15 protein-coding genes are annotated in these 19159 nt (G+C 68.7%); 6 read left to right on the top strand and 9 right to left on the bottom strand.

All coding sequences use genetic code 11. The features are described from left to right. The first annotated feature begins 9 nt into the window (after positions 1-9). Both ACWD4J_RS36180 and ACWD4J_RS36185 read left to right on the top strand, forming a co-directional pair. On the top strand, positions 10-2382 hold the full coding sequence (locus ACWD4J_RS36180) for a CoA transferase (protein WP_451399751.1): 2373 nt from the start codon (positions 10-12) through the stop codon (positions 2380-2382). A gap of 232 nt (positions 2383-2614) precedes the next feature. After that, a complete protein-coding gene (locus ACWD4J_RS36185; protein WP_451399752.1) occupies positions 2615-2833 on the top strand; it encodes a hypothetical protein in 219 nt (72 codons plus the stop codon). Positions 2834-2968: 135 nt separating this feature from the next. Here the strand turns inward: ACWD4J_RS36185 and ACWD4J_RS36190 are convergent, their stop codons facing one another. Continuing rightward, a complete protein-coding gene (locus tag ACWD4J_RS36190; RefSeq protein ID WP_451399753.1) occupies positions 2969-4654 on the bottom strand; it encodes a class I adenylate-forming enzyme family protein in 1686 nt (561 codons plus the stop codon). A gap of 146 nt (positions 4655-4800) precedes the next feature. Between ACWD4J_RS36190 and ACWD4J_RS36195 the strand changes: the two genes are divergently transcribed. After that, positions 4801-5580 (top strand): glucose 1-dehydrogenase, encoded by a 780-nt coding sequence (locus tag ACWD4J_RS36195; protein WP_451399754.1) that lies wholly within the window; start codon positions 4801-4803, stop codon positions 5578-5580. A gap of 27 nt (positions 5581-5607) precedes the next feature. Here the strand turns inward: ACWD4J_RS36195 and ACWD4J_RS36200 are convergent, their stop codons facing one another. The 3 genes from ACWD4J_RS36200 to ACWD4J_RS36210 all read right to left on the bottom strand — a co-directional run bounded on the left by ACWD4J_RS36200 (position 5608) and on the right by ACWD4J_RS36210 (position 8237). Beyond that, positions 5608-6375, bottom strand: coding sequence for an SDR family NAD(P)-dependent oxidoreductase (locus ACWD4J_RS36200; RefSeq protein ID WP_451399755.1), 768 nt, complete (start codon positions 6373-6375; stop codon positions 5608-5610). 97 nt (positions 6376-6472) lie between these two features. Next, the gene (locus ACWD4J_RS36205) at positions 6473-6994 is read right to left on the bottom strand and encodes a flavin reductase family protein (RefSeq protein ID WP_451399756.1); all 522 of its coding nucleotides are present in this window, start codon (positions 6992-6994) and stop codon (positions 6473-6475) included. A gap of 112 nt (positions 6995-7106) precedes the next feature. Then, the gene (locus ACWD4J_RS36210; RefSeq protein WP_451399757.1) at positions 7107-8237 is read right to left on the bottom strand and encodes an LLM class flavin-dependent oxidoreductase; all 1131 of its coding nucleotides are present in this window, start codon (positions 8235-8237) and stop codon (positions 7107-7109) included. A 136-nt stretch (positions 8238-8373) separates the two neighbouring features. Between ACWD4J_RS36210 and ACWD4J_RS36215 the strand changes: the two genes are divergently transcribed. Both ACWD4J_RS36215 and ACWD4J_RS36220 read left to right on the top strand, forming a co-directional pair. Continuing rightward, the gene (locus tag ACWD4J_RS36215) at positions 8374-9333 is read left to right on the top strand and encodes an IclR family transcriptional regulator (RefSeq protein WP_451399758.1); all 960 of its coding nucleotides are present in this window, start codon (positions 8374-8376) and stop codon (positions 9331-9333) included. A gap of 357 nt (positions 9334-9690) precedes the next feature. Beyond that, on the top strand, positions 9691-10506 hold the full coding sequence (locus tag ACWD4J_RS36220; protein ID WP_451399759.1) for an SDR family NAD(P)-dependent oxidoreductase: 816 nt from the start codon (positions 9691-9693) through the stop codon (positions 10504-10506). Positions 10507-10597: 91 nt separating this feature from the next. Here ACWD4J_RS36220 and ACWD4J_RS36225 read toward each other — a convergent pair whose 3' ends face one another. The 5 genes from ACWD4J_RS36225 to ACWD4J_RS36245 all read right to left on the bottom strand — a co-directional run bounded on the left by ACWD4J_RS36225 (position 10598) and on the right by ACWD4J_RS36245 (position 17170). Further along, positions 10598-11533 (bottom strand): alpha/beta hydrolase, encoded by a 936-nt coding sequence (locus ACWD4J_RS36225; protein ID WP_451399760.1) that lies wholly within the window; start codon positions 11531-11533, stop codon positions 10598-10600. Then, positions 11530-13500, bottom strand: a complete 1971-nt coding sequence (locus ACWD4J_RS36230) for a flavin-containing monooxygenase (protein ID WP_451399761.1) — start codon at positions 13498-13500, stop codon at positions 11530-11532. The genes ACWD4J_RS36225 and ACWD4J_RS36230 overlap by 4 nt, the downstream gene beginning before the upstream one ends. 173 nt (positions 13501-13673) lie before the next feature. Then, complete coding sequence (locus ACWD4J_RS36235) at positions 13674-14510, bottom strand: mycofactocin-coupled SDR family oxidoreductase (protein ID WP_451399762.1); 837 nt, start codon at positions 14508-14510, stop codon at positions 13674-13676. A 48-nt stretch (positions 14511-14558) separates the two neighbouring features. Then, positions 14559-16241: a flavin-containing monooxygenase gene (locus ACWD4J_RS36240; RefSeq protein ID WP_451399763.1), complete on the bottom strand. Its 1683-nt coding sequence runs from the start codon at positions 16239-16241 to the stop codon at positions 14559-14561. After that, positions 16238-17170: an alpha/beta hydrolase gene (locus ACWD4J_RS36245; RefSeq protein WP_451399764.1), complete on the bottom strand. Its 933-nt coding sequence runs from the start codon at positions 17168-17170 to the stop codon at positions 16238-16240. The genes ACWD4J_RS36240 and ACWD4J_RS36245 overlap by 4 nt, the downstream gene beginning before the upstream one ends. Before the next feature lie 250 nt (positions 17171-17420). Here ACWD4J_RS36245 and ACWD4J_RS36250 point away from each other — a divergent pair, with 250 nt between their 5' ends. After that, complete coding sequence (locus ACWD4J_RS36250) at positions 17421-18986, top strand: acyl-CoA synthetase (RefSeq protein WP_451399765.1); 1566 nt, start codon at positions 17421-17423, stop codon at positions 18984-18986. Positions 18987-19159 lie beyond the last annotated feature (173 nt).

Genomic DNA, 19159 nt, shown 5'->3' on the forward strand with positions numbered 1-19159 from the left:
GAGGTGACGATGACGCAGCGAACGCCGTTCTCCGGACTCCGGGTCCTTGAGGTCTCAGCGGGGATTCCCGCAGCCTACTGCGGCAAGATGTTCGCCGACGCGGGCGCCGACGTGGTCAAGATCGAGCCACCGGAGGGCGACCCGATGCGCCGGTGGAGCGCATCGGGAGCCTCGATCGCAGAGGGGCGCAGCGGTGCCCTGTTCGGTTACCTGCATGCGGGCAAACGTTCGGTACGGCCTGGTCCGGGCACCATCGAGCTGTTCCGCGACGTCGACCTCGTCGTCACCGACACCTCGGACGGCTGGGGCCCCGGCGCGATCCGGGAACTGCTGCCGGACGGCAGCGCCACAGTGGTGCTCACCCTGACTCCGTTCGGGCTGGACGGACCGTATGTACGAGACGGACTCGCGGCGAACGAGTTCATCCTGCAGGCCCTCTGCGGTTCGATCGGCAGCCGCGGCTGGCCGGGGGAGGAGCCGTTGCAGGCCGGTGGCCGGATCGGGGAGTGGGTGGCCGGGACGTACGGGGCAGTGGCGGCCGCTGCTGCCCTGCGCCGCGGGCGGCACACAGGCCAGGGGGATCTGGTCGACGTATCAGTGTTCGAAGCGATGGTACTGACGATGGGCGGGTTGACCGCGGTCTCGGCCAGCCTGCTTCAGCCCGGCCAGCCGGCGGTGGGCCGGAGCCATGAACTGCCCTCGATCGTGCCCACGGCCGACGGTCTGGTGGGGTTCTGCACGATCACAGCCCAGCAGTTCGCCGACTTCCTCGTGCTGATCGAGCGGCCGGACCTGATAGAGGACACCGACCTGGCGTCCTTCGCAGGCCGCGCACGGCGGCGCAACGAGTTCCTCGACACCGTCCACCGCTGGGCCGCCACCCGCACCACGGCTGAGATCATCGAAATCGCCGCCGCGCTGCGGATTCCGGTGGCCCCGATCGCCACGCCCCGCACGATCACCGAGATCGATCATTTCCGCGAGCGCGGCGTCTTCCTCAAGAACACCGCCGGGAATCTCCAGCCCCGGGTCCCCTACCGCAGCGGGGCTTTCGACACCGTACCGCCAGGGGAAGTACCAGAACCCGGTGCGCACGGCGGCTCGGTGAACTGGCCTGCCCGGTCGCGCACGTTCGAAGGCGGCCGGTTTGGGGAGCGCCCACTGGCCGGGCTGCGGGTGGTGGACTTCACGGCGTTCTGGGCCGGGCCGGCGGCGACCGGGACCCTGGCCGCGCTCGGCGCCGACGTCATCAAGATCGAGGGTCTGCACCGCCCGGACGGGATGCGCTTCGCCGGCGCTCGCCCGCCCACGACCGAGTCCTGGTGGGAAACGGGATCCTTCTTCCTGGCCAACAACGGCAACAAGCGCGATCTCACGCTCGAGCTCAGTCTTCACTCCGCCCGTCACATCGCACTGGAGCTGATCGGCACGGCCGACCTGGTGGTCGAGAACTTCTCGCCGCGTGTGATGGGAAACCTCGGCCTGACATGGGAATCCATCCACGCCCACAACCCGCGCGCGGCCGTGGTCCGCATGCCGGCCTTCGGCCTGGACGGGCCGTGGCGCGATCGGGTGGGTTTCGCCCAGACGATGGAGCAGGCCAGCGGTATGGCGTGGATGACGGGCCCGGTCGACGGCCCGCCGCTCATCCCGCGGGGCGTGTGCGACCCGATCGCCGGGCTGCACGCGGCGTTCGCTGCGCTCGCCGCGATCGAGGTCCGCGACGCCACCGGCGTCGGCCCGCACGTCGAATCGACGATGATCGAGGCCGCGTTGAACGTCGCGGCCGAAGCTGTCGTCGAGGCCACCGCCTATGGCCGGGAACTGCGGCGCGACGGCAACCGCGGGCCGGGCGCCGGCCCACAGGGCGTCTTCCGTGCGAAGGGCGACGACGAGTGGGTGGCCCTGGCCGTGCTCGACGACGGGCAATGGACGAGCCTGGCCCGGCTACTGGGCCGCGAGGACCTCGCACGGCGCACTGAACTGGCCGACGAGTCCGGTCGCCGGAAGCATGCCGATGAGCTGGACGTGGTCATCGGCGCGTGGATCGCCGAGCTGGACGTGGACGCTGCGGTCGCGCGGCTGCGCGAGGCCGGTGTCACTGCCGTGCGGGTCAACAGCCCGGCCGATGTGCTCGCCGACGAGCAGCTGGCCGCACGCGGGTTCTGGGAGCGGGTCACGCATCCTGTGGTGGGCGGGTTCCAGAGCCCCGGGATGCCCTTCCGATTCGCGAGCGTCACCGAGCCCTGGACCCGGACTGCCGCTCCGTTGCTCGGCCAGCACAACGACGAGATCCTGGCGGATGTTCTCGGCAAGGACGAGGCGGAGATCCGTGCGCTGGCCGAACAGAAGGTGATCGGCACCAGGCCGGAGGGGCTGTGAGCGCACAGCCGGACACAACGGTCCGGGGGGAGCGGTACGTCCGCACGCGGAGGATGAAGTCTTCCCGGTGCACTTCCGAGCGGCAACAAGATCTTGTCCAGACGAGCGACCTAGGAGTCCGGTGAAGCCCATCACCTTGTGCCTTCCGCCGCGACAGGGAGAGCTCTGCGCGCCGGTCCGGTTCGAACTTCACGGTCAGCACACCTTCCTCGAGCTGACCTCGCGACACCGTGTGACGCAGGTCGAGTGTGATGAGAAGACCGGCACCATCGCGATCCTGGTCGAGATCACCGACCCCGAGACCTCCCGCCCCGTCCATGTCCGCTTCAGCGTGCTGCCCGCCGACACCGAGGTGACCGGGCGGACGGTGAAGCTCACGGAGGTCGAGCGCGATGGGCAGAAACTCGCGGTGTTCGGCAGCTACCAGGGCGTCGTCTCGGACGAGAACTGACCGCGTTGTTGCGGCCAGGCAGGCGGCCCGGCCACGGCGGGGCGGCTTCACGCAAAAGCGGCCATGGGGGCGGATCCGCCAGCGGAGGCGCGCGCATGCGCATCCGGCTCCCGTCATCCGGTGGCTGAACCGGCCTCAGCGCTGGGCCGCCGCGATCTGCTGCTCGAGCTCACGCTTGAGCAGCTTGCCGGTCGGGCTGTAGGGCAGGCCGGAGACGAAGCGAACCTGGCTGGGCACTTTGAACGGGGCGAGCTTCTGCGCCACCCACGACCGGACTTCGGCTGCCGAGGGAGCGGCCGTGTCGCACGGCACGACAACCGCCATGACCTCCTGACCGAGCTCCTCGTGGGGCACGCCGATGACTGCGGCGTCGAGCAGACCAGGATGCTCGGTCAGCCGGTTCTCGATCTCCACCGGGTAGATGTTCTCGCCGCCACGGATGATCAGGTCGCGCATGCGGCTTTCGAGGTAGAGCACGCCGTCGGCGATCCGTCCGTAGTCCCCGGTGTGGTACCAGCCGTCGGTGTCCAGCGCCGCTGCAGTGGCCGGCCCATCGTCCCAGTAGCCGAGGAAGCAACTCGGCGTCCGGATACAGATCTCCCCGTACTCCTCTGCGTGCGTCGCTGTCCGCCGGTCCGGAATATCGTTTCCCTCAGCGTCCCGCAGCACCACCTGACAGGTGGGCGTGGCGGGTCCGGCCGAGCGCGGGTCCCCGAGCAGCCGGGCCCCGGACGTGGCGGTGCCGAGCCCGCACGTCTCGGACATGCCGTACCCGCCGGCAACCCGGGCGTGCGGGAGCTTTTCCACCAGGAGCGCGGCCAGCGCGGCCGGCAGCGGGGCCCCGCCGAACCCCACCGAGCGCACCTGGCGGAGGTCGTAGCGATCTACGTCGGGGTGGCGCAGCAGCCGGATCAGCTGCGTCGGCACACCGGTCCACGACGTCACCCCGTACCGCGCGGTCAGTTCCAGATGGCGGCCGGGGTCCCAGCGGCCCTCGGGCGGGAACACCAGGGTCATGCCGGTCGACGGCGCGTTGGCAAGCAGGGGTCCGATGCCGGAGATATGGAACAGGGGGCTGGCGAGCAGCATCACCGGCGCGGGGCCCGGCGCTTGCTGGGTTTCCCGGCTCAGTGCGGCGTCGATCGCGCCCCGGAGCTTGGCGTCCATCGCGTAGTTGACCAGCCCGCGATGGGTGATCACCGCTCCCTTCGAGCGGCCCGTGGTGCCGCTGGTGAAGAGGATCGATGCCGCGTCGTCCTCGTCGATCTCGGCGGGCGGCACCACGTCGGCGCCGGGGCCAGGCATACAGTCCGTGAACGTCGTCCCTGCAACGCGGGACCCGGGCTTTTGCTCGAGCCTGGCCAGCCTGCGTTCGTCACCGAGCAGAACCAGTGGTGCGGTGAGGTCGATCCCTTCGCGCAGCTCGTCACCGGTCCACCAGCCGTTGAGACCGACCACCACCGCGCCCAGCCACAGCACCGCCCACAGGGTCAGGGCATGTTCGAGGCTGTTGGCGCCGGCAAGCGCGACACGGTCACCCGGGCCTACGCCGAAGCGATCGCGCAGCAGCCCGGCGATCCTGGGCACGAGGTGTACGGTCTCGCCGTAGCTGACCGACTTGCCAGGGAAGACCAGGTAGTCGCGGTCGGGGTGGCTTTGGGCCGCGCTGGTCAGAAGAGCGGGCAGATTCGGCGCACGGCGGGCGAAGACCGTCATCTTCACCCCGCGCACTTCCTCGGTGGTGAGCTCGAACGGACCGCCCGGGCCCGTCAGAGCTTCGCGTACTTGGTCTGGCAGGCTATCGAGCTGGTTGGACAGCATCGCGGTCTGCCTTCCGCCGCCGGCGCCCTTGCCCTTACAGCAAAGGCGAACATGTATATAATATTCTTGATAAGCGAACGTGTGTCAACTGGGATCAGTTTCCAGTTCCATGCCAGGCATCGTGTCGTCCGTTCAAGGGAGGGGTCGTGCCGTCTGTGGGAAGGCTGGAAGGCAAGATCGCGCTGATCAGCGGTTCCGCGCGCGGACAGGGAGCGGCGGAAGCGCGCCGGTTCGTACGCGAAGGCGCTCAGGTCGTCGTCAGTGACGTGTTGGACGAGGAGGGCCTCGCCCTGGCGAAGGAACTCGGTGATGACGCCCTCTACGTCCACCTCGATGTAGCCGACGCGCAGGACTGGGCGCGGGCCGTCGCAACGGCCGAGGAGCACTTCGGAGGCCTTGACATCCTGGTCAACAACGCGGGTATCGGCCTGCCCGCGGGGCCGCTGCAGGACATGGACCCCGAGAACCACGCCCGCATCCTGGACGTCAACTTCAACGGTGTGTGGCTGGGAATGCGCGCGGCTCTGCTGGCCCTCCGCAGGCGGAGCGGCGGAGCGATCGTCAATATCTCGTCCATCGACGGGCTTGTGGGTGTGGCAGGAATGGCGAGCTACACCGCGAGCAAATTCGCGGTCACGGGTCTCACCCGGACAGCCGCCCTCGAATGGGGGCGGCACGGTATCCGCGTCAACTCCGTGCACCCAGGCGTCATCAGCAGCCCCATGGTGGAGCAGGCTCCGCAGGAAGTACTCGAGAAACTGCGGACCTATCTGGATCGCCAGCCGCTGGCCCGCATGGGAACACCGGACGAGGTGGCGAATCTCGTGCTGTTTCTGGCCTCCGACGAGGCGTCGTACTGCACCGGGGCTGAGTTCGTCATCGACGGTGGTCATCTCGCGGGGCCTTGGCGGGAATTCCCAGGCTGAACGCAACCCGTGGAGCACGGCCCGAAGTCAACGGAGCATTCCGCCGGAGACGAGGTGGTCTTCCCCGGTGACGAAGGAGGACGCGTCGCTCGCCAGATACACGACCGGTCCGGCGATCTCATGCGACTCCGCGATCCGGTTGAGCATGGTGGCCTTGGCCATGCGCTCGCGGAATCCGGGAGTGCTGCGCTCTGCACTCTTGGTCATCTCACTCTCGATCGGGCCGGGGCTTATGGCGTTGACGCGGATCCGCCACGGCGCCCACTCGGTCGCGCAGATACGGGTGAGGCTCAGCAGCGCCGCCTTCGACGGGCCGTAGGCACCGACCCCCGCACCGCCCCCGTACGCGCCCATCGTTCCGATGTTGATGATGCTGCCGCCGCCCCTCTCGCGCATGACCGGCACGACCGCCTGGCTCATGCGCAAGGGGCCCTCCAGGTTCACCGAGAACACCTTGCGCCATAGATCGAGCGGCATCTCGGCCATGCCGACGAAAGCCGGGTTGATCCCTGCGTTGTTGACGAGGATGTCAACCGCCCCCAAGCGCTCGACGACGTGCTGGACGAACCCCGGGATCGCGTCCCAGTCGCCGACGTGGCACGAAAGGCCGAGCGTCTCGGCGCCAGTGGCGGCCGCGATCTCCTTCGCCACTTCTTCGCACAGATCCTGCTTGCGGCTGCTGACCACCACGCTGGCACCCGCCGCGGCGAGCCCGTGTGCCATGGCTCGGCCGAGGCCCTTCGTCGAGCCGGTCACGATCGCGACCTTGCCGGTCAGGTCGAACTGTGCACCCATCGCCGTTCCCTTCGTCGATGCTGCACCCGGCGGACCGGGCCATCATGGGTGATCTTGGTCATGGGTGATCCCGGTCATGAGCACCCTGGGCACCAGCTCAGGTGCCGAAGCGCCCGAAGCCGCCGCGGAAGAACAGCAGCGGCTCGCCTTCGTACGGGGCGTCGAGGGCCTCGACGCAGCCGACGACGATCTGGTGGTCGCCGCCCTCGTAGACCGTGTGGATGACGCAGTCGACCCAGGCGAGCGAGCCGTCCAGGAGAGGCATACCCGAGGGGGCGGGCTGCCAGCCGACGCCCTTGAACTTGTCGCCGCCGCTCACGGCGAAGTCGCGGCACAGCCGCTCCTGCTCGGCGCTGAGTACGTTCACGCAGAAGCGGCCGGATGCCTCGATACGCGGCCAGGTGGTGGAAGTGCGCGCTACGGAGAAGGCGACCAGCGCCGGCTCCAGGGACAGCGACTGGAAGGACTGGCAGGCGAAGCCGACGGGGACGCCGTCGTGGATCGACGTGATGACCGTGACACCGCTGCAGAAGTGCCCCAGGACCCGGCGGAATTCGGTCGAGTCCATGACCGAGGCGGAGCCGGGCGGTGCGGCTGTGCACGAAGGGGTACGGGTCATGCAGACCTCCCAGGAGAGGCGGTGCTGAGCAGGGCACGTGGGGGGAGTCGACGAGATCTCGGCAGAGCACCTGACCGGCCCCACCTGACCGGTTCCAACGGTCTCGCGGGCCTCAACTGGCCGTGGGCGGCTGTGCCTTGGGGGTGTAGGCGTTGAGCTCGGGGATGACTTCCTTGCCGAGCACCTCGATGGTGCGCAGGATGTCCTGGTGGTCGAGGTAGCCCCACTGGACGTAGCAGATGAGTTCGTCGACGCCGAGGTCGGCGTAGCGCTTCATCTTGGTGATGCAGGTTTCGGTGTCGCCGATGACGATCACGTCGGCGGCGTCGAAGGTCTCGACCGGGACGTTGCCCTCGAACATGGGCTTGAGCAGGGGGAACGTCTTGTCCTGCTCCTCTTCCGACAGGTGCGGCAGTTCCCACTCGAGGGTGAACATCGCCAAGTTCTTGTACCACCAGGCCACGGAGTCCCAGACCTTGCGGTCGACCTTCTTGGATCCCGGGCAGTGCACGAGGGTGTAAGCGGCGACCTTGTTGGTGGTGACGTCGGTCAGCGGCTGGGCGGTGGCCGCGGCGGCGCGGTACGCGGCCACCTGGGCGGCCATCACCTCCAGGGGCTGCATGATGGAGAAGGACAGCAGGCCCAGGCCGTTGGCCCCGGCCACCTCGGCGGAGCCGTTGGAGGTCGCTGCCATCCAGGCCGGCGGGTGCGGGTCCTGGAACGGCTTGGGCGTGACCATCCGCTGGGGGAAGCTGAAACGCTCCGACTCGTACTCGAAGTACTCCTCACGCCACATCCCGCATACGATCTCGATGGCCTCGCGCCAGTCGTCGCGGGACTTGGCGATGTCGACGCCGAACGCGGTCTGCTCCATGGGCGTGGATCGCCCGGTTCCCCACTCCACGCGGCCGCCTGACAGGATGTCGACCGTGGCGACCTTCTCCGCGATGCGCTGCGGCGGCGTGAACCCGAACGGTGTGAGGGTGACGCCGAAACCCAGCCGGATCCGCTCCGTCAGCGCGGCCAGGTGGCCGAGGAACACCTCGGAAGCGGGCATGTGAGAGCGGCCCTCGCGGAAGTGGTGCTCGACCGCCCAGATGGTGTTGAAGCCCATCCGGTCCGCCAGCTTGATCTGTTCCACCGCCTCACGGTAGGCGCGCTGCTCCTCGCGGCGCTGGCCGTAGGGATGGGGGCCGTCCCAGGGGCGGGGGACGTCGACCTCGTAGAGCACATCCAGCTTCATGCCGGCCTCCGTTTTGGTATTTTGAAAACGGCTTTGGAGTGCGGAAGGATTGTGGGGTCGCTGTCCGGCAGCCGCAAGGCCTCTCGCAGCGGTTGAGGACACCTTTTCTGATGGGGAGTCACCCAGGAGGAGACCCATGGTCCGTCCCGCGCTCGCCGCCACCCGTTCCGTCGCGATACTGAGCTTCTTCGCCGCACACCCGGGCGGATCCTTCACCCTCTCCGAGATCTCCTCGGCCCTGGGGATCAACCTGGCCTCGACACTGTCGGTGCTCCAGGCACTCGAGGACGCCGGCTACCTGGTCCGTCATCCGCGCCGCAAGACCTACGAGCTCGGGCCGTACCCTGTTGCTCTGGGGGACGCCGCGCTGCGGGGAAATCCAGCGGTGGACCTGGCCCGTGGCCGGATGCGCGCCCTGGCGGAAGAGCTCGGCACCGAGACCGTGATCTCCGCCGCTGTCGCCGAAGACGTGGTCATCCTTGCGACCGAGGGAACTCCCCAAGTCGCTTCGGCCGATGTCCGCCCGGGCCAGCGTGTCCCTCTCATCCCTCCGCTGGGCCAGGTGTTCTACGCCTGGTCGCCCGAGGGCCGTGTCGAGGGCTGGCTGAAACGGCTCGACCCCCGCGTCCAGCCCATGGCCCGGATCTATATGCCGGCCGCACTCACGGCCGTGCGGCAGCGTGGATACTCGGCTGCCGTGGAGAGCCCCACGCGCGTCGAGATCGGCACAGTCCTGCAACGCCTCGCGGACAACCCCGCGGAGGCGGACGAGCTGCACGACCGCCTCAACGCCCTCGCAGCGGCACTCAGTGAACACGACTACGAACTGATCGACATCGAGCCCGATGCCCTCTATCACATCGCCGCTCTGGTGGCTCCCGTGCACGACTCCGCAGGCTCTGTCGCGTTTGCCTTGACGGTCAACGGCCTACGTCAGGTGACGGGCCATCAAGTGAAGGCCACCGGCGAGGCACTGGCCGCGACTGCGCGTGGGATCACCAAGGAGACAGGAGGACGCATCCCTGCTGCCCTCCCTGATGGGCCGACGGCGGATCCGAGGAGAACGCCCCGCAGCACGGCAGGCCCGGACCGGTAGCGGTAGCCGCAGCCGTTCCTCAGGGCCGTCCAGCGCCTAGGCAACCAATAGGGATGGATGCTACAAACAACGGGATGGTCCCGTGCGGGTGCTCACGAAAACCCCGCTGGAATGGGCGCCGGCGATGTCTGCAGGACCGGGGATCTGAAACCACCATCACCCTTGCTGGGCTGACCACCCCGTTTGCCTGTTGTCCGGCTGCACGCTCTTGGCTTCCAGCGGTTCACCACGCCCGCCGGAGGGCCGTTCAGAGAAGTCGCTGACACGGGCGTGATGGGGTTCCCCCTGCCTCGATGCACTTGGAGAGGTCCTGTGCCCGGAACGGTTACGTGCCCGAACCTCTAGACAGGACGTGACATGACGAATCTGCAAGGACGAGTCGCGCTGGTCACCGGTGCCGGTCACCTGGACGGCATCGGCCAGGGCATCGTGAAGGCCCTGCTGCGCTCCGGTGCCGAAGGCGTGGTGTTCACCGACATCGACACGGACTCCGGAGCCGAGTCCCTGAAGGTCGCCGCGAGCGAGTTCGGTGACGACCGAGTGCTCTTCCTTCGACAGGATGTCTCGTCCGAGGCGGACTGGGAGCAGGTCCACGCCACTGTGCTCGACCGGTTCGGCGGCCTCGACATCCTCGTGAACAACGCCGGCGCCGGCTGCCCGGGCTCACTGGCGACGCTCTCCCTGGAGGACGTGCGCAGGGGCATGAGCGTGAACTTCGAGAGCCAGTTCATCGGCATCAAGACGTGCATGGGCGCACTGATCGAGCGGGCGGACCGGTGGCCCGGCGGCACAGTGATCATCAACAACTCGTCCGTGGGCGCCTACCTCGCCGACCCGACCTACCTCACGTACGCCGTCTCCAAGGCCGCGGTACGCATGCTGTCCAGGTGTGCCGCTCGCGAACTCGGCGGCAAGAACGTCCGGGTCAACTCCATCCATTTCGGCACCATCGAGACGCCCTTGCTCCGTGAGGCCTTCGAGCACCGAGTGGGTCTTGGCCAGTACCCCGACACAGCGACCGCTCGTCAGACCATGGAGCACAACGCCCCCTTGAAGAGGGTGGGAACGCCCGAGGACGCCGGCGCGCTGGTGGCGTTCCTGGCCTCTGACGAGGCCCGCTATCTCACCGGCGCGGCGTACATCTGCGACGGCGGACTCACCACCCAGTACTGAGAGATCGGCCGGGTCCGAGGGGCGGCGGGCGCGCTGAGGAACCGAGCGCGCCCGCCGCCCGAAGCCGTTTGGGCCAGGCCGCCCCTTGCGGTCAGCGGGCCGCGGTGAATTTGGCGCGGGTGAGGGCGCCGATCTCGGCGAAGGCGGTCCGGGCCCGGCCGACCGAGGCGGCCTGGGAGAGGAAGCCGTGGCACACGCCGGGGTAGCGCAGCAGTGCGGTGGGAACTCCCGCCGCGCGCAGCCGCTGACCGTACTCCTCGACGCCGTCCCGTATCGGGTCTGCTTCGGCGGACACCACGATGGCATCCGGGAGTCCGGACAGGTCCTCGGTCAGTGCCGGGACGCCGTACGGGGTGTCGGTGGCGGGATCGGGTCCAAGGTAGGCGTTCTTCATCCAGACGATGTCCTCGCGAGTGATCACGGGGCCCTCGGCGAACTCGACCATGGAGGGCCTGTCCACCTCGCGCTCCACGCCGGGGTAGAACAGGAGCTGGGCCAGGATCGGCGGTCCGGACTCGTCGCGGGCGTGCAGGGCCGCCGCGGCGGCGAGCGTGCCGCCGGCGCTGTCCCCGGCGACCGCGATTCTGGCCGGGTCGATGCGCAGGTCGTGTGCCGAGCGGTGGGTCCAGGCGACGGCCTCGTACGCTTCGTCGTTGGCGACCGGATAGGGGTGCTCCGGAGCGAGCCGGTAGTCGACGCTGACGACGACGGCCTCGCAGGAGGCGGCCAGGTTGCGGGCCAATCCGTCGAACGTGTCGAGCGTTCCCATGATCATGCCGCCGCCGTGGAAATACACGATGGCGGGAGCATCGGCGGTCTCGATGGGCCGGTAGATGCGTACCGGCACCGTGCCGTGCGGGCCGTCGAACGCGCTGTCGGTGACCTCGGCCATCTCGGGCTCGGACGAGGGCGGCGCGGCGGCCGCCCGGGCGCGGGCCGCTTCGACGCCGACCTGGTACAGCGGGGGGACGCCGGCTTTCTCCATGGACTCGACGATGGCCGCCGCATCGGGGTCGAGAATGGTCATCGGCTGCTCTCCTCGGCCTTGCGCAGGACGAACTTCGACGGGTCCGGGGTGCGCAGCATCCGCCAGTAGTCGACCATCCGCCATGGGTTCGGCAGGATCACCCGGCCGGAGCGGTTGCGGTAGTACGTGTGTGCTCCCCGCGCGTGATCCCAGATCGAGCCGATTGTCTGTTCCTCGATCTCCTGCAGGTACGCGTCGTGCGCCTCCTGCGTCACCTCGATCGAACGGGCACCGCTGCCGGCGGCCAGTTGCAGACAGCGGACGATGTAGTGCGCCACGGCTTCGGTCAGGAAGTTGTGCCCTCCTCCGTGGCCGTTGGAGGAGTTGGGGCCCGAAGTGATGAACAGGTTCGGGAAGTTGGGGACGGTGCCGCCCAGGTACGCACGCGGATCTTCGCCTTGCGCCCACTGGTCGGCCAGCCGCATCCCACCCCGCCCGGTGATGTCGATAGGGGACAGGAAGTCCAGAGTGAAGCCCGTCGCGTAGATGATGACGTCGAGTTCGACCAGGTCGCCGTCTGCCGTCCGGATGCCCTCCGGAGTGACTTCGGCCAGCGGGCTGGTGACGACATCGGCCCGGTCGGAGGCGAGCGCGGCGTAGTAGCCGCCCGGATCCCGGACGATCCGCTTGCCGAAGACGGGAAAGTCCGGCGTCATCTTGGCGAGCAGATCGGGATCGTGGCCGAAGGACGCCTGAAGGTGCCCCATGCACCTCTGCATGAACGCGTCGTTGGCCGGTGAGATCGACCGTTCGTGCTCGGCCGCCCACTCCTGGTCGACCCGGATCACGGGGTAGTTGTTGTCGCTGATGAACCAGTAGGCCTTGGCGCGTGACCATCGGTCGTAGAAGGGGAGATTGGCGAGAAGCCACCGTTCGCTGTCGGGGACGATCCCCTTGCCGAGGTGGTTGGGCTGGATCCAGTGGGGCTGGCGCTGGAACAGGGTGAGGTGCTCCACTTCGCCGATGATGGCGTCGACGACCTGGACGGAGGTGGCGCCGGCGCCGATCACTCCGACGCGTTTGCCCGCGAGATCCACCATGTGGTCCCACAGTGCGGTGTGCATGCTGACGCCGGCGAAGGTGTCACGGCCGGGAACGTCGGGGTACCTGGGTCGGTTGAGGAAGCCCGCCGCGGTGATGACCGCATGGGCGCGGGAGGTGACGGTCCGTCCGTCCCGGGTGGTGTTGATGATCCATTCCTGGGCTTCGTCGTCCCAGGCCATGGATGTGATCTCGGTGTTGAACCGGATGTGCTGCCCGACGCCGTACCTGTCGACGACGCGGCGCAGGTAGTCCTGATACTCGCCGCCCAGCGGGTAGCACCTTGACCAGCCCGCTTCCAGCTCGTAGGAGAAGGAGTAGTAGACGCTCGGGGTGTCGACGGCGACGCCGGGATAGGTGTTGATACGCCAGGTGCCGCCGATGTCGTCGCCGCGCTCGAAGATCTCGTAGGAGAACCCCGCGTCGGCCAGGGCGATGGCCGCACCGATGCCGGACATGCCCGCGCCGAGGATCGCCACGGTGAAGTCGCCGGTCGCCGATTTGTCCGAAGCGGGGGTGCTGGGAACGAAGCCGGCCTGTTCCTTGATCACGCCGAGGAACTCGGAGTCCACCTCCGTCGCGGTCGCCAGGCTGATCATCCGCCGGAACAGTTCGTCATCGGGGACCTGCAGGTAGGCGGTCGGACCGTCTTCGGCAAGAGCTTCGATCAGGAGCCTGTGCAACTCGGCGCGGTCCTCCTCCGGAAGGCGGCCCACCGGCAGCAGGCGCCCACCGGTGCGCGGTTCCAGAGTGAGAGGGGGACCGAACCGGTCCAGGAGCGAAACATCCCCCGTGATCTGTACAAGAGCCATCAGCAAGGGCGCGGGATCTCCCCCGGAAAGGTGCTTCTCCAACTCCGCCCTGTCAGGGCGGCTGTGTGGAACGTGGAGATCGATGAGGCGGTGCGAACGCGTCGTTGAGGTCATGCTGCGACTCCTGAGCTGACTCGGTCCGTCTGGCCTGACGCTCTGCCCCGGAGCGCCTGCAAGGGGAGGCAGGAGCCATGGCCCGATACGGTGCTGTGGTTGTGAATCGGCACGCCCGCCCAGGCCCTTGGCCCGTGGCGCGCCGTCCGTTCCTGGCGCCCTGCCTCAGATGCTCATGCGGAGTTCTTCGCGATCGCCCCGGCCGTGACCGTGAGCGTCTCGCCGGTGACGTACCGGGCGTCGTCGGAGCAGAGGTAGGCCATGGCGCCGGAGATGTCGGCGGGGTCGACCCAGGGGACGGGGATGGCGTGCGTCTTGCCATAGGCATCGGCCGCGTCCGCCGGCGTGGGGTTCTCCCGGTCCGGGAGCATCTCACGGAGCATCTCCTTGCTGGTGATCATCGGCGTCTCGACCGAGGTCGGCAGGACCGCGTTCACCGTGATGCCCAGCTCGGCGACCTCAAGTGCCAGCGTTTTGACGAGGCCGATGACGCCCCACTTGGCGGCGGCGTAGTGGCCCAGGTGCGGAGCGCCGATGCGCCCGGCGAGCGACGACGTGGCGACGATCCGGCCGAAGCGCTGCTCGGTCATCGCGGGCAGTACTGCCCTGAGGGTGTGGAAGACGCCGGTGAGGTTGATGTCGATGACGTCCTGCCAGGTCTCGTCGGTCATGTCGCCGATGGCGCTCATGCTGCAGATGCCGGCGTTGGCGAGGCAGAAGTCGAGGCGACCCAGCTCGCTGAGAGTCGTCGCGACCACGTCCGCGACCTGCGCCGGGTCGCGGACGTCGGCCGTGACCGTCACGCACCGCCGGCCGAGCTGCTCGACCAGCTTGGCTGTCTCGGCGAGTTCCTCGGCCGTACCCACCGGGTAGACCACGGATCCGGGCTGCGCGGGCGCATCGAAGACCGCTACGTCGGCGCCCTCGGTGGCGAACCGCAGAGCATGCGACCGACCTTGGCCGCGCGCTCCGCCGGAGATGAGGACCACGCGTCCGTCGAACCGTCCCATCAGTGCTCCTCAATTGTCGTTTTGCCAGGTTCCGAGAGAGATGGAGGATCACGAAGTCGCGGCGGCCGTACCGGCCGACGTGGATCCGCCGCTGGTGGCGCCTGACAGCTGGAATCCGGCGTAGCCGGCGTCGGCACATGCCTCGCATGCCTCGCGGTAGGCGGGCATCCCGCCGACGTAGGGCAGGAACTGCCTCGGTTTGCCTTCGATGTTGGCCCCGAGGTACCAGGAGTCGGCACGCACGTACAGGGTCTGGTCCGCTACCTCCTGCACGTGCCGGGCCCACTTGTCCTGCGCATCGACGTCCGCCTCGATGCGGGTCATGCCCGTGGCGCGCAGATGCTTCAGACAGGCGACGACCCAGTCGGAGTGCTGCTCCAGCGCACGGATGACGTTGGCCAGCACGGACGGGCTGCCGGGCCCGGTGAGGGTGAACAGGTTGGGGAAGCCGGCTATGGCGATACCCAGCAGGCTGCGCGGGCCGTTCTTCCAGCGTTCGGCGAGCGAGACACCGTCGACGCCGCGGATGTCGATGCGGGTGAGCGGGCCGGTCAGGGCGTCGTAGCCGGTGGCGAACACCAGCAGATCGAGTTCGTGAGAGCCCGCCGCGGTGTCGATCCCGGTCTCGGTGATCGTCCTGATCGGTTCGCGGCGCAGGTCGACCAGGGTGACGTTCTCGCGGTTGTAGGTCTCGAAGTAGTGGGAGTCGAGGCAGATCCGCTTCGCGCCGATCGGGTAGTCCTTCGGAACGAGCGAGTCCGCGGTGCCCGGGTCGGTGACGATCTCGCGGATCTTGCCGCGTACGAACTCGGCCACGATGTTATTGGCCTCGACGCTGCGCGCGGTGTCGTTGTAGGTGCGCAGGACTTCGGGGCCGCCGATGGCCCACCGGTGCTCGAACTCCGCCGTGCGCTGCTCAGGGGTGTCGGCCATGACGGTGCGGTCGGTGCCGGCGATGTAGACCCCGCCGGTGTGGGTGGTGGTGTTGGCGATGAGAAGTCCCTCGTAGTCCCGCTGGGCCGCCCAGATCTCGCGGCTGGACATGGGACGGTTGCGGGCAGGGAGACTGTAGTTGGGCGTGCGCTGGAAGACCGTCAGGTGCGCGGCTTCGGCGGCGATTTCCGGGATGGCCTGGATCCCGGACGAGCCGGTGCCGATGATCCCGACCCGCTTGCCGGTGAAGTCCACTCCCTCTTGGGGCCACCGGCCGGTGTGGTACGTGGGGCCCGTGAATCGGTCCCGGCCCGGCAGCTCTGGGATCTGGGAGGCCGACAGCGCGCCGACGGCGGTGACGAGGAACCGGCAGCGCAGCCGGTCACCCTGATCCGTCTCGACGGTCCAGGTGTGATCGCCGTCGTCGTACGTGGCCGCCGTGACCCGTGTGTTGAAAGTGATCAGCGGCCGGAGGCCGAAGCGCTCGGCGACGTGCTCGGCGTACCGCAGGATCTCCGGCTGCCCGGCGAACCGCTCCGACCAGGCCCACTCCTCGTGCAGTTCGCGGGAGAAGGAGTAGCAGTAGTCGATGCTCTCCACGTCGCAGCGCGCGCCGGGATACCGGTTCCAGTACCAGGTGCCGCCGACCCCGCTGCCCGTCTCGAAGGCGTGTGCGGAGAAGCCGGCCCGGCGCAGCGCGTGCAGCTGGTAGAGGCCGCCGAATCCGGCGCCGATGACGATGACGTCGTGGTCGAGGGGTGCCCCGGCGGTGACGGTGTCGCGGTCGGTGGTACTCATGGAGCCACTCCTTGGACGACTGCGGCGACGAGGTCGGCGCGGGCGCGGCGGGACACGGCCGCCTCGCGCACCGCGCCGGAGGAACCGTGAAACGTGCCGGGATAGAGGACGAGTTCGGTGAGTACCCCGGCATCGGTGAGCCTGCGGGCGTAGTCGATGCCCTCGTCCCGCAGCGGGTCGTGCGCGGCGACGGCCACGAAGGCCGGAGGGAGTCCGGTGAGGTCGGTGGCGCGCGCGGCCGCCGCGTAGGGCGGAGCGGGCTCGCCTGCCCGCGCGCCCAGGTAATGGCGCCACGCGTCTTCGTTGCTGGAACTCGCCCACAGTGGGGCGTCCGTGAAGGCACGTGCCGACGAGGTGGTGAGCGAGTCGTCGAGCATGGGGGAGTCGAGGAGCTGAAAACAGAGCGGTGGCCCGCCGCGGTCGCGGGCCATCAGTGCCACGGCAGCCGCGATGCCCGCGCCGGCGCTGGTGCCGGCCACGGCGATCCGCTCGGGGGCGGCGCCCAGTGTCGCGGCTTCCTTGGCGAGCCAGACCAGCGCCGCGTAGCAGTCGTCCGGGGCGGCGGGGTAAGGGTGTTCCGGCGCCAGCCGGTAGTCCACCGAAGCCACCAGGACTCCCGCCTCGCCGGCGAGGAGCGCCGGCATGTCCTGCATCGTGCCTGCGCTACCCAGCACATAGCCCCCGCCGTGCATGTACAGCACGGCGGGCAGGGGCCCGGATGCCTTTCGGGGACGCATGACGAGGACCTGGACGTCCGGGGCGCCGGGCACGGTGGCCCACTCCGCCGTGACACCCGGCGGCGGGGAGGGCGCGGCGTCGGGGCCGCCCATGGCGGCGAGCGTTGCCCTGGCTGCCGTGACGTCCCGGACATGAAGGGGCGGCAGCATCGAGGCGATCGGACTCAGTTCATCGTCGAACGAGTACGGCACGATCCCTCCGGTGATCGGCGAGCGCGCGATCGGTGAGCGCGAACCTCGGAAGCGGCGACTGCGACTACTGCCTTTTGTATAATATAAATTTTATCCAGCTGTCCATGTGCGTGCGCAGTTCTCCTGACTTCACGTCAGGCTGCTCATCGCGTTCGCAACAGCGTCACCGAAGCGTGCTTCAGCACGTCCAGGACTGCGAGAGGGGTCTGCTGAGATGGATGCCCGATTCACCCCCCGTACAGCTGGCCTGGTGGCTCGTGCCCGGCAGCACTCGATCGGCGACCTGCTGCACCGGACCGCCTCCCGGCACCCGGGCAAGCTCGCCATCGTGGCCGGGGAACTGCGCGCCACCTACGCCGAGTTCGACACCGCGGTCAACCGCGCCGCGCACGCGCTCACCACGCGCGGCCTCACCAAGGGCGACCGGCTCGCGCTGCTGTCCCACAACTCGTGGGAGTACGCGGTGCTCGCGTTCGCCACCGCGAAACTCGGCGTCGTACTGGTACCCGTGAACTTCATGCTCAACGCCGAGGAGATCGCGTTCATCCTGCGCCACAGCGGAGCGACCGCCATGGTCGCAGAGGATGCCTTGGTGCCGACCGCGCAGAAGGCGCTGGCCGCCGCGGACACCGGGATCGGCGTCCGCGGCTGTGTCGGCGCGATCCATGAAGGCTGGGAGGACGTGGCCGGCTGGTGGACGGCCGGCCCCGCACACGCTCCGGATGTGCTGGTCGCCGACGACGATCCGCTGCGGCTGATGTACACCTCCGGCACCGAGTCGCGGCCCAAGGGAGTGATACTCACCTCCCGTTCGCTGATCTCGCAGTACGTCTCGTGTGCGATCGACGGCGAGATGAGCGCCGAGGACGTCGAGGTGCACGCGCTGCCGCTCTACCACTGCGCGCAGCTCGACTGCTTCCTGTCCGTGGACGTCTACCTGGGCGCCACCAGCGTCATCCTGCCGGGCCCGGACCCGGTGATGCTCCTGGCGACCATCGCACGCGAGCGGGTCACCAAGCTGTTCTGCCCGCCGACGGTGTGGATCTCGCTGCTGCGCCACCCTGACTTCGACACCACCGACCTGTCGAGCCTGCGCAAGGGCTACTACGGCGCATCGGCCCTGCCCGTGCAGGTGCTGCGCGAGCTCTCGGGGCGGCTGCCGGAGGTGCGGCTGTGGAACTTCTACGGCCAGACGGAGATGGCTCCGCTGGCCACCATCCTGCGCCCGCACGAGCAGCTCTCCCACGCCGGTTCCGCGGGCCGGGCGTCGATCAACGTCGAGACGCTGGTCGTGGACGACCAGGACCGGCCGCTCCCGCCCGGCGAGGTCGGCGAGATCGTGCACCGCAGCCCGCATGCGGCACTGGGTTACTACGGTGACGAGGAGAAGAGCGCCGCGGCGTTCCGCGGCGGCTTTTTCCACTCCGGCGACCTCGGAGTGCTGACCGAGGACGGCTACCTGTCGGTGGTCGACCGCAAGAAGGACATGATCAAGACCGGTGGGGAGAACGTGGCGAGCCGCGAGGTGGAGGAGGCGATCTACCGGCTCGACGGGGTCGCCGAGGTCGCGGTCTTCGGGATCAGCCACCCACGCTGGATCGAGGCGGTCACCGCGGTGATCGTCGCGAAGCCGGGAGTGACGCTCACGGAGGAGGAGGTGCACGCGCACACGAAGCGCCATCTCGCGACCTTCAAACGCCCGAAATACGTCGTGTTCGCCGGCATGCTGCCGAAGAACCCGAGCGGCAAGATCCTCAAGAGGGAACTGCGTGCGCTCCACGGCAACCTGGCCGACGAGGAGCAGTCGACCGGCTGAGTCGCCGTGTGCACGCCACATGGTGGTTGCCGTGTACGACTGTGGTTCCGGGCGAGTTCCGGATGGACCGCCCGTGGACTAGGCCCTGTCGTCAAATTCCCGCCTGCCTCGCGGCGCCTGGCACGCACGCTCGCCGCGTTGCCGAAACGCCCACGTGGCTCCGCCACGAGGGC

The organism is Streptomyces sp. NPDC002577 (assembly GCF_053594815.1).

Coding starts and splice junctions, on each gene's coding strand:
- ACWD4J_RS36225 (WP_451399760.1), bottom strand. CDS start 11,533: ATGACCATTCTCGACCCCGATGCGGCGGCCATCGTCGAGTCCATGGAG.
- ACWD4J_RS36190 (WP_451399753.1), bottom strand. CDS start 4,654: ATGCTGTCCAACCAGCTCGATAGCCTGCCAGACCAAGTACGCGAAGCT.
- ACWD4J_RS36180 (WP_451399751.1), top strand. CDS start 10: ATGACGCAGCGAACGCCGTTCTCCGGACTCCGGGTCCTTGAGGTCTCA.
- ACWD4J_RS36215 (WP_451399758.1), top strand. CDS start 8,374: ATGGTCCGTCCCGCGCTCGCCGCCACCCGTTCCGTCGCGATACTGAGC.
- ACWD4J_RS36210 (WP_451399757.1), bottom strand. CDS start 8,237: ATGAAGCTGGATGTGCTCTACGAGGTCGACGTCCCCCGCCCCTGGGAC.
- ACWD4J_RS36220 (WP_451399759.1), top strand. CDS start 9,691: ATGACGAATCTGCAAGGACGAGTCGCGCTGGTCACCGGTGCCGGTCAC.
- ACWD4J_RS36205 (WP_451399756.1), bottom strand. CDS start 6,994: ATGACCCGTACCCCTTCGTGCACAGCCGCACCGCCCGGCTCCGCCTCG.
- ACWD4J_RS36230 (WP_451399761.1), bottom strand. CDS start 13,500: ATGACCTCAACGACGCGTTCGCACCGCCTCATCGATCTCCACGTTCCA.
- ACWD4J_RS36240 (WP_451399763.1), bottom strand. CDS start 16,241: ATGAGTACCACCGACCGCGACACCGTCACCGCCGGGGCACCCCTCGAC.
- ACWD4J_RS36235 (WP_451399762.1), bottom strand. CDS start 14,510: ATGGGACGGTTCGACGGACGCGTGGTCCTCATCTCCGGCGGAGCGCGC.
- ACWD4J_RS36200 (WP_451399755.1), bottom strand. CDS start 6,375: ATGGGTGCACAGTTCGACCTGACCGGCAAGGTCGCGATCGTGACCGGC.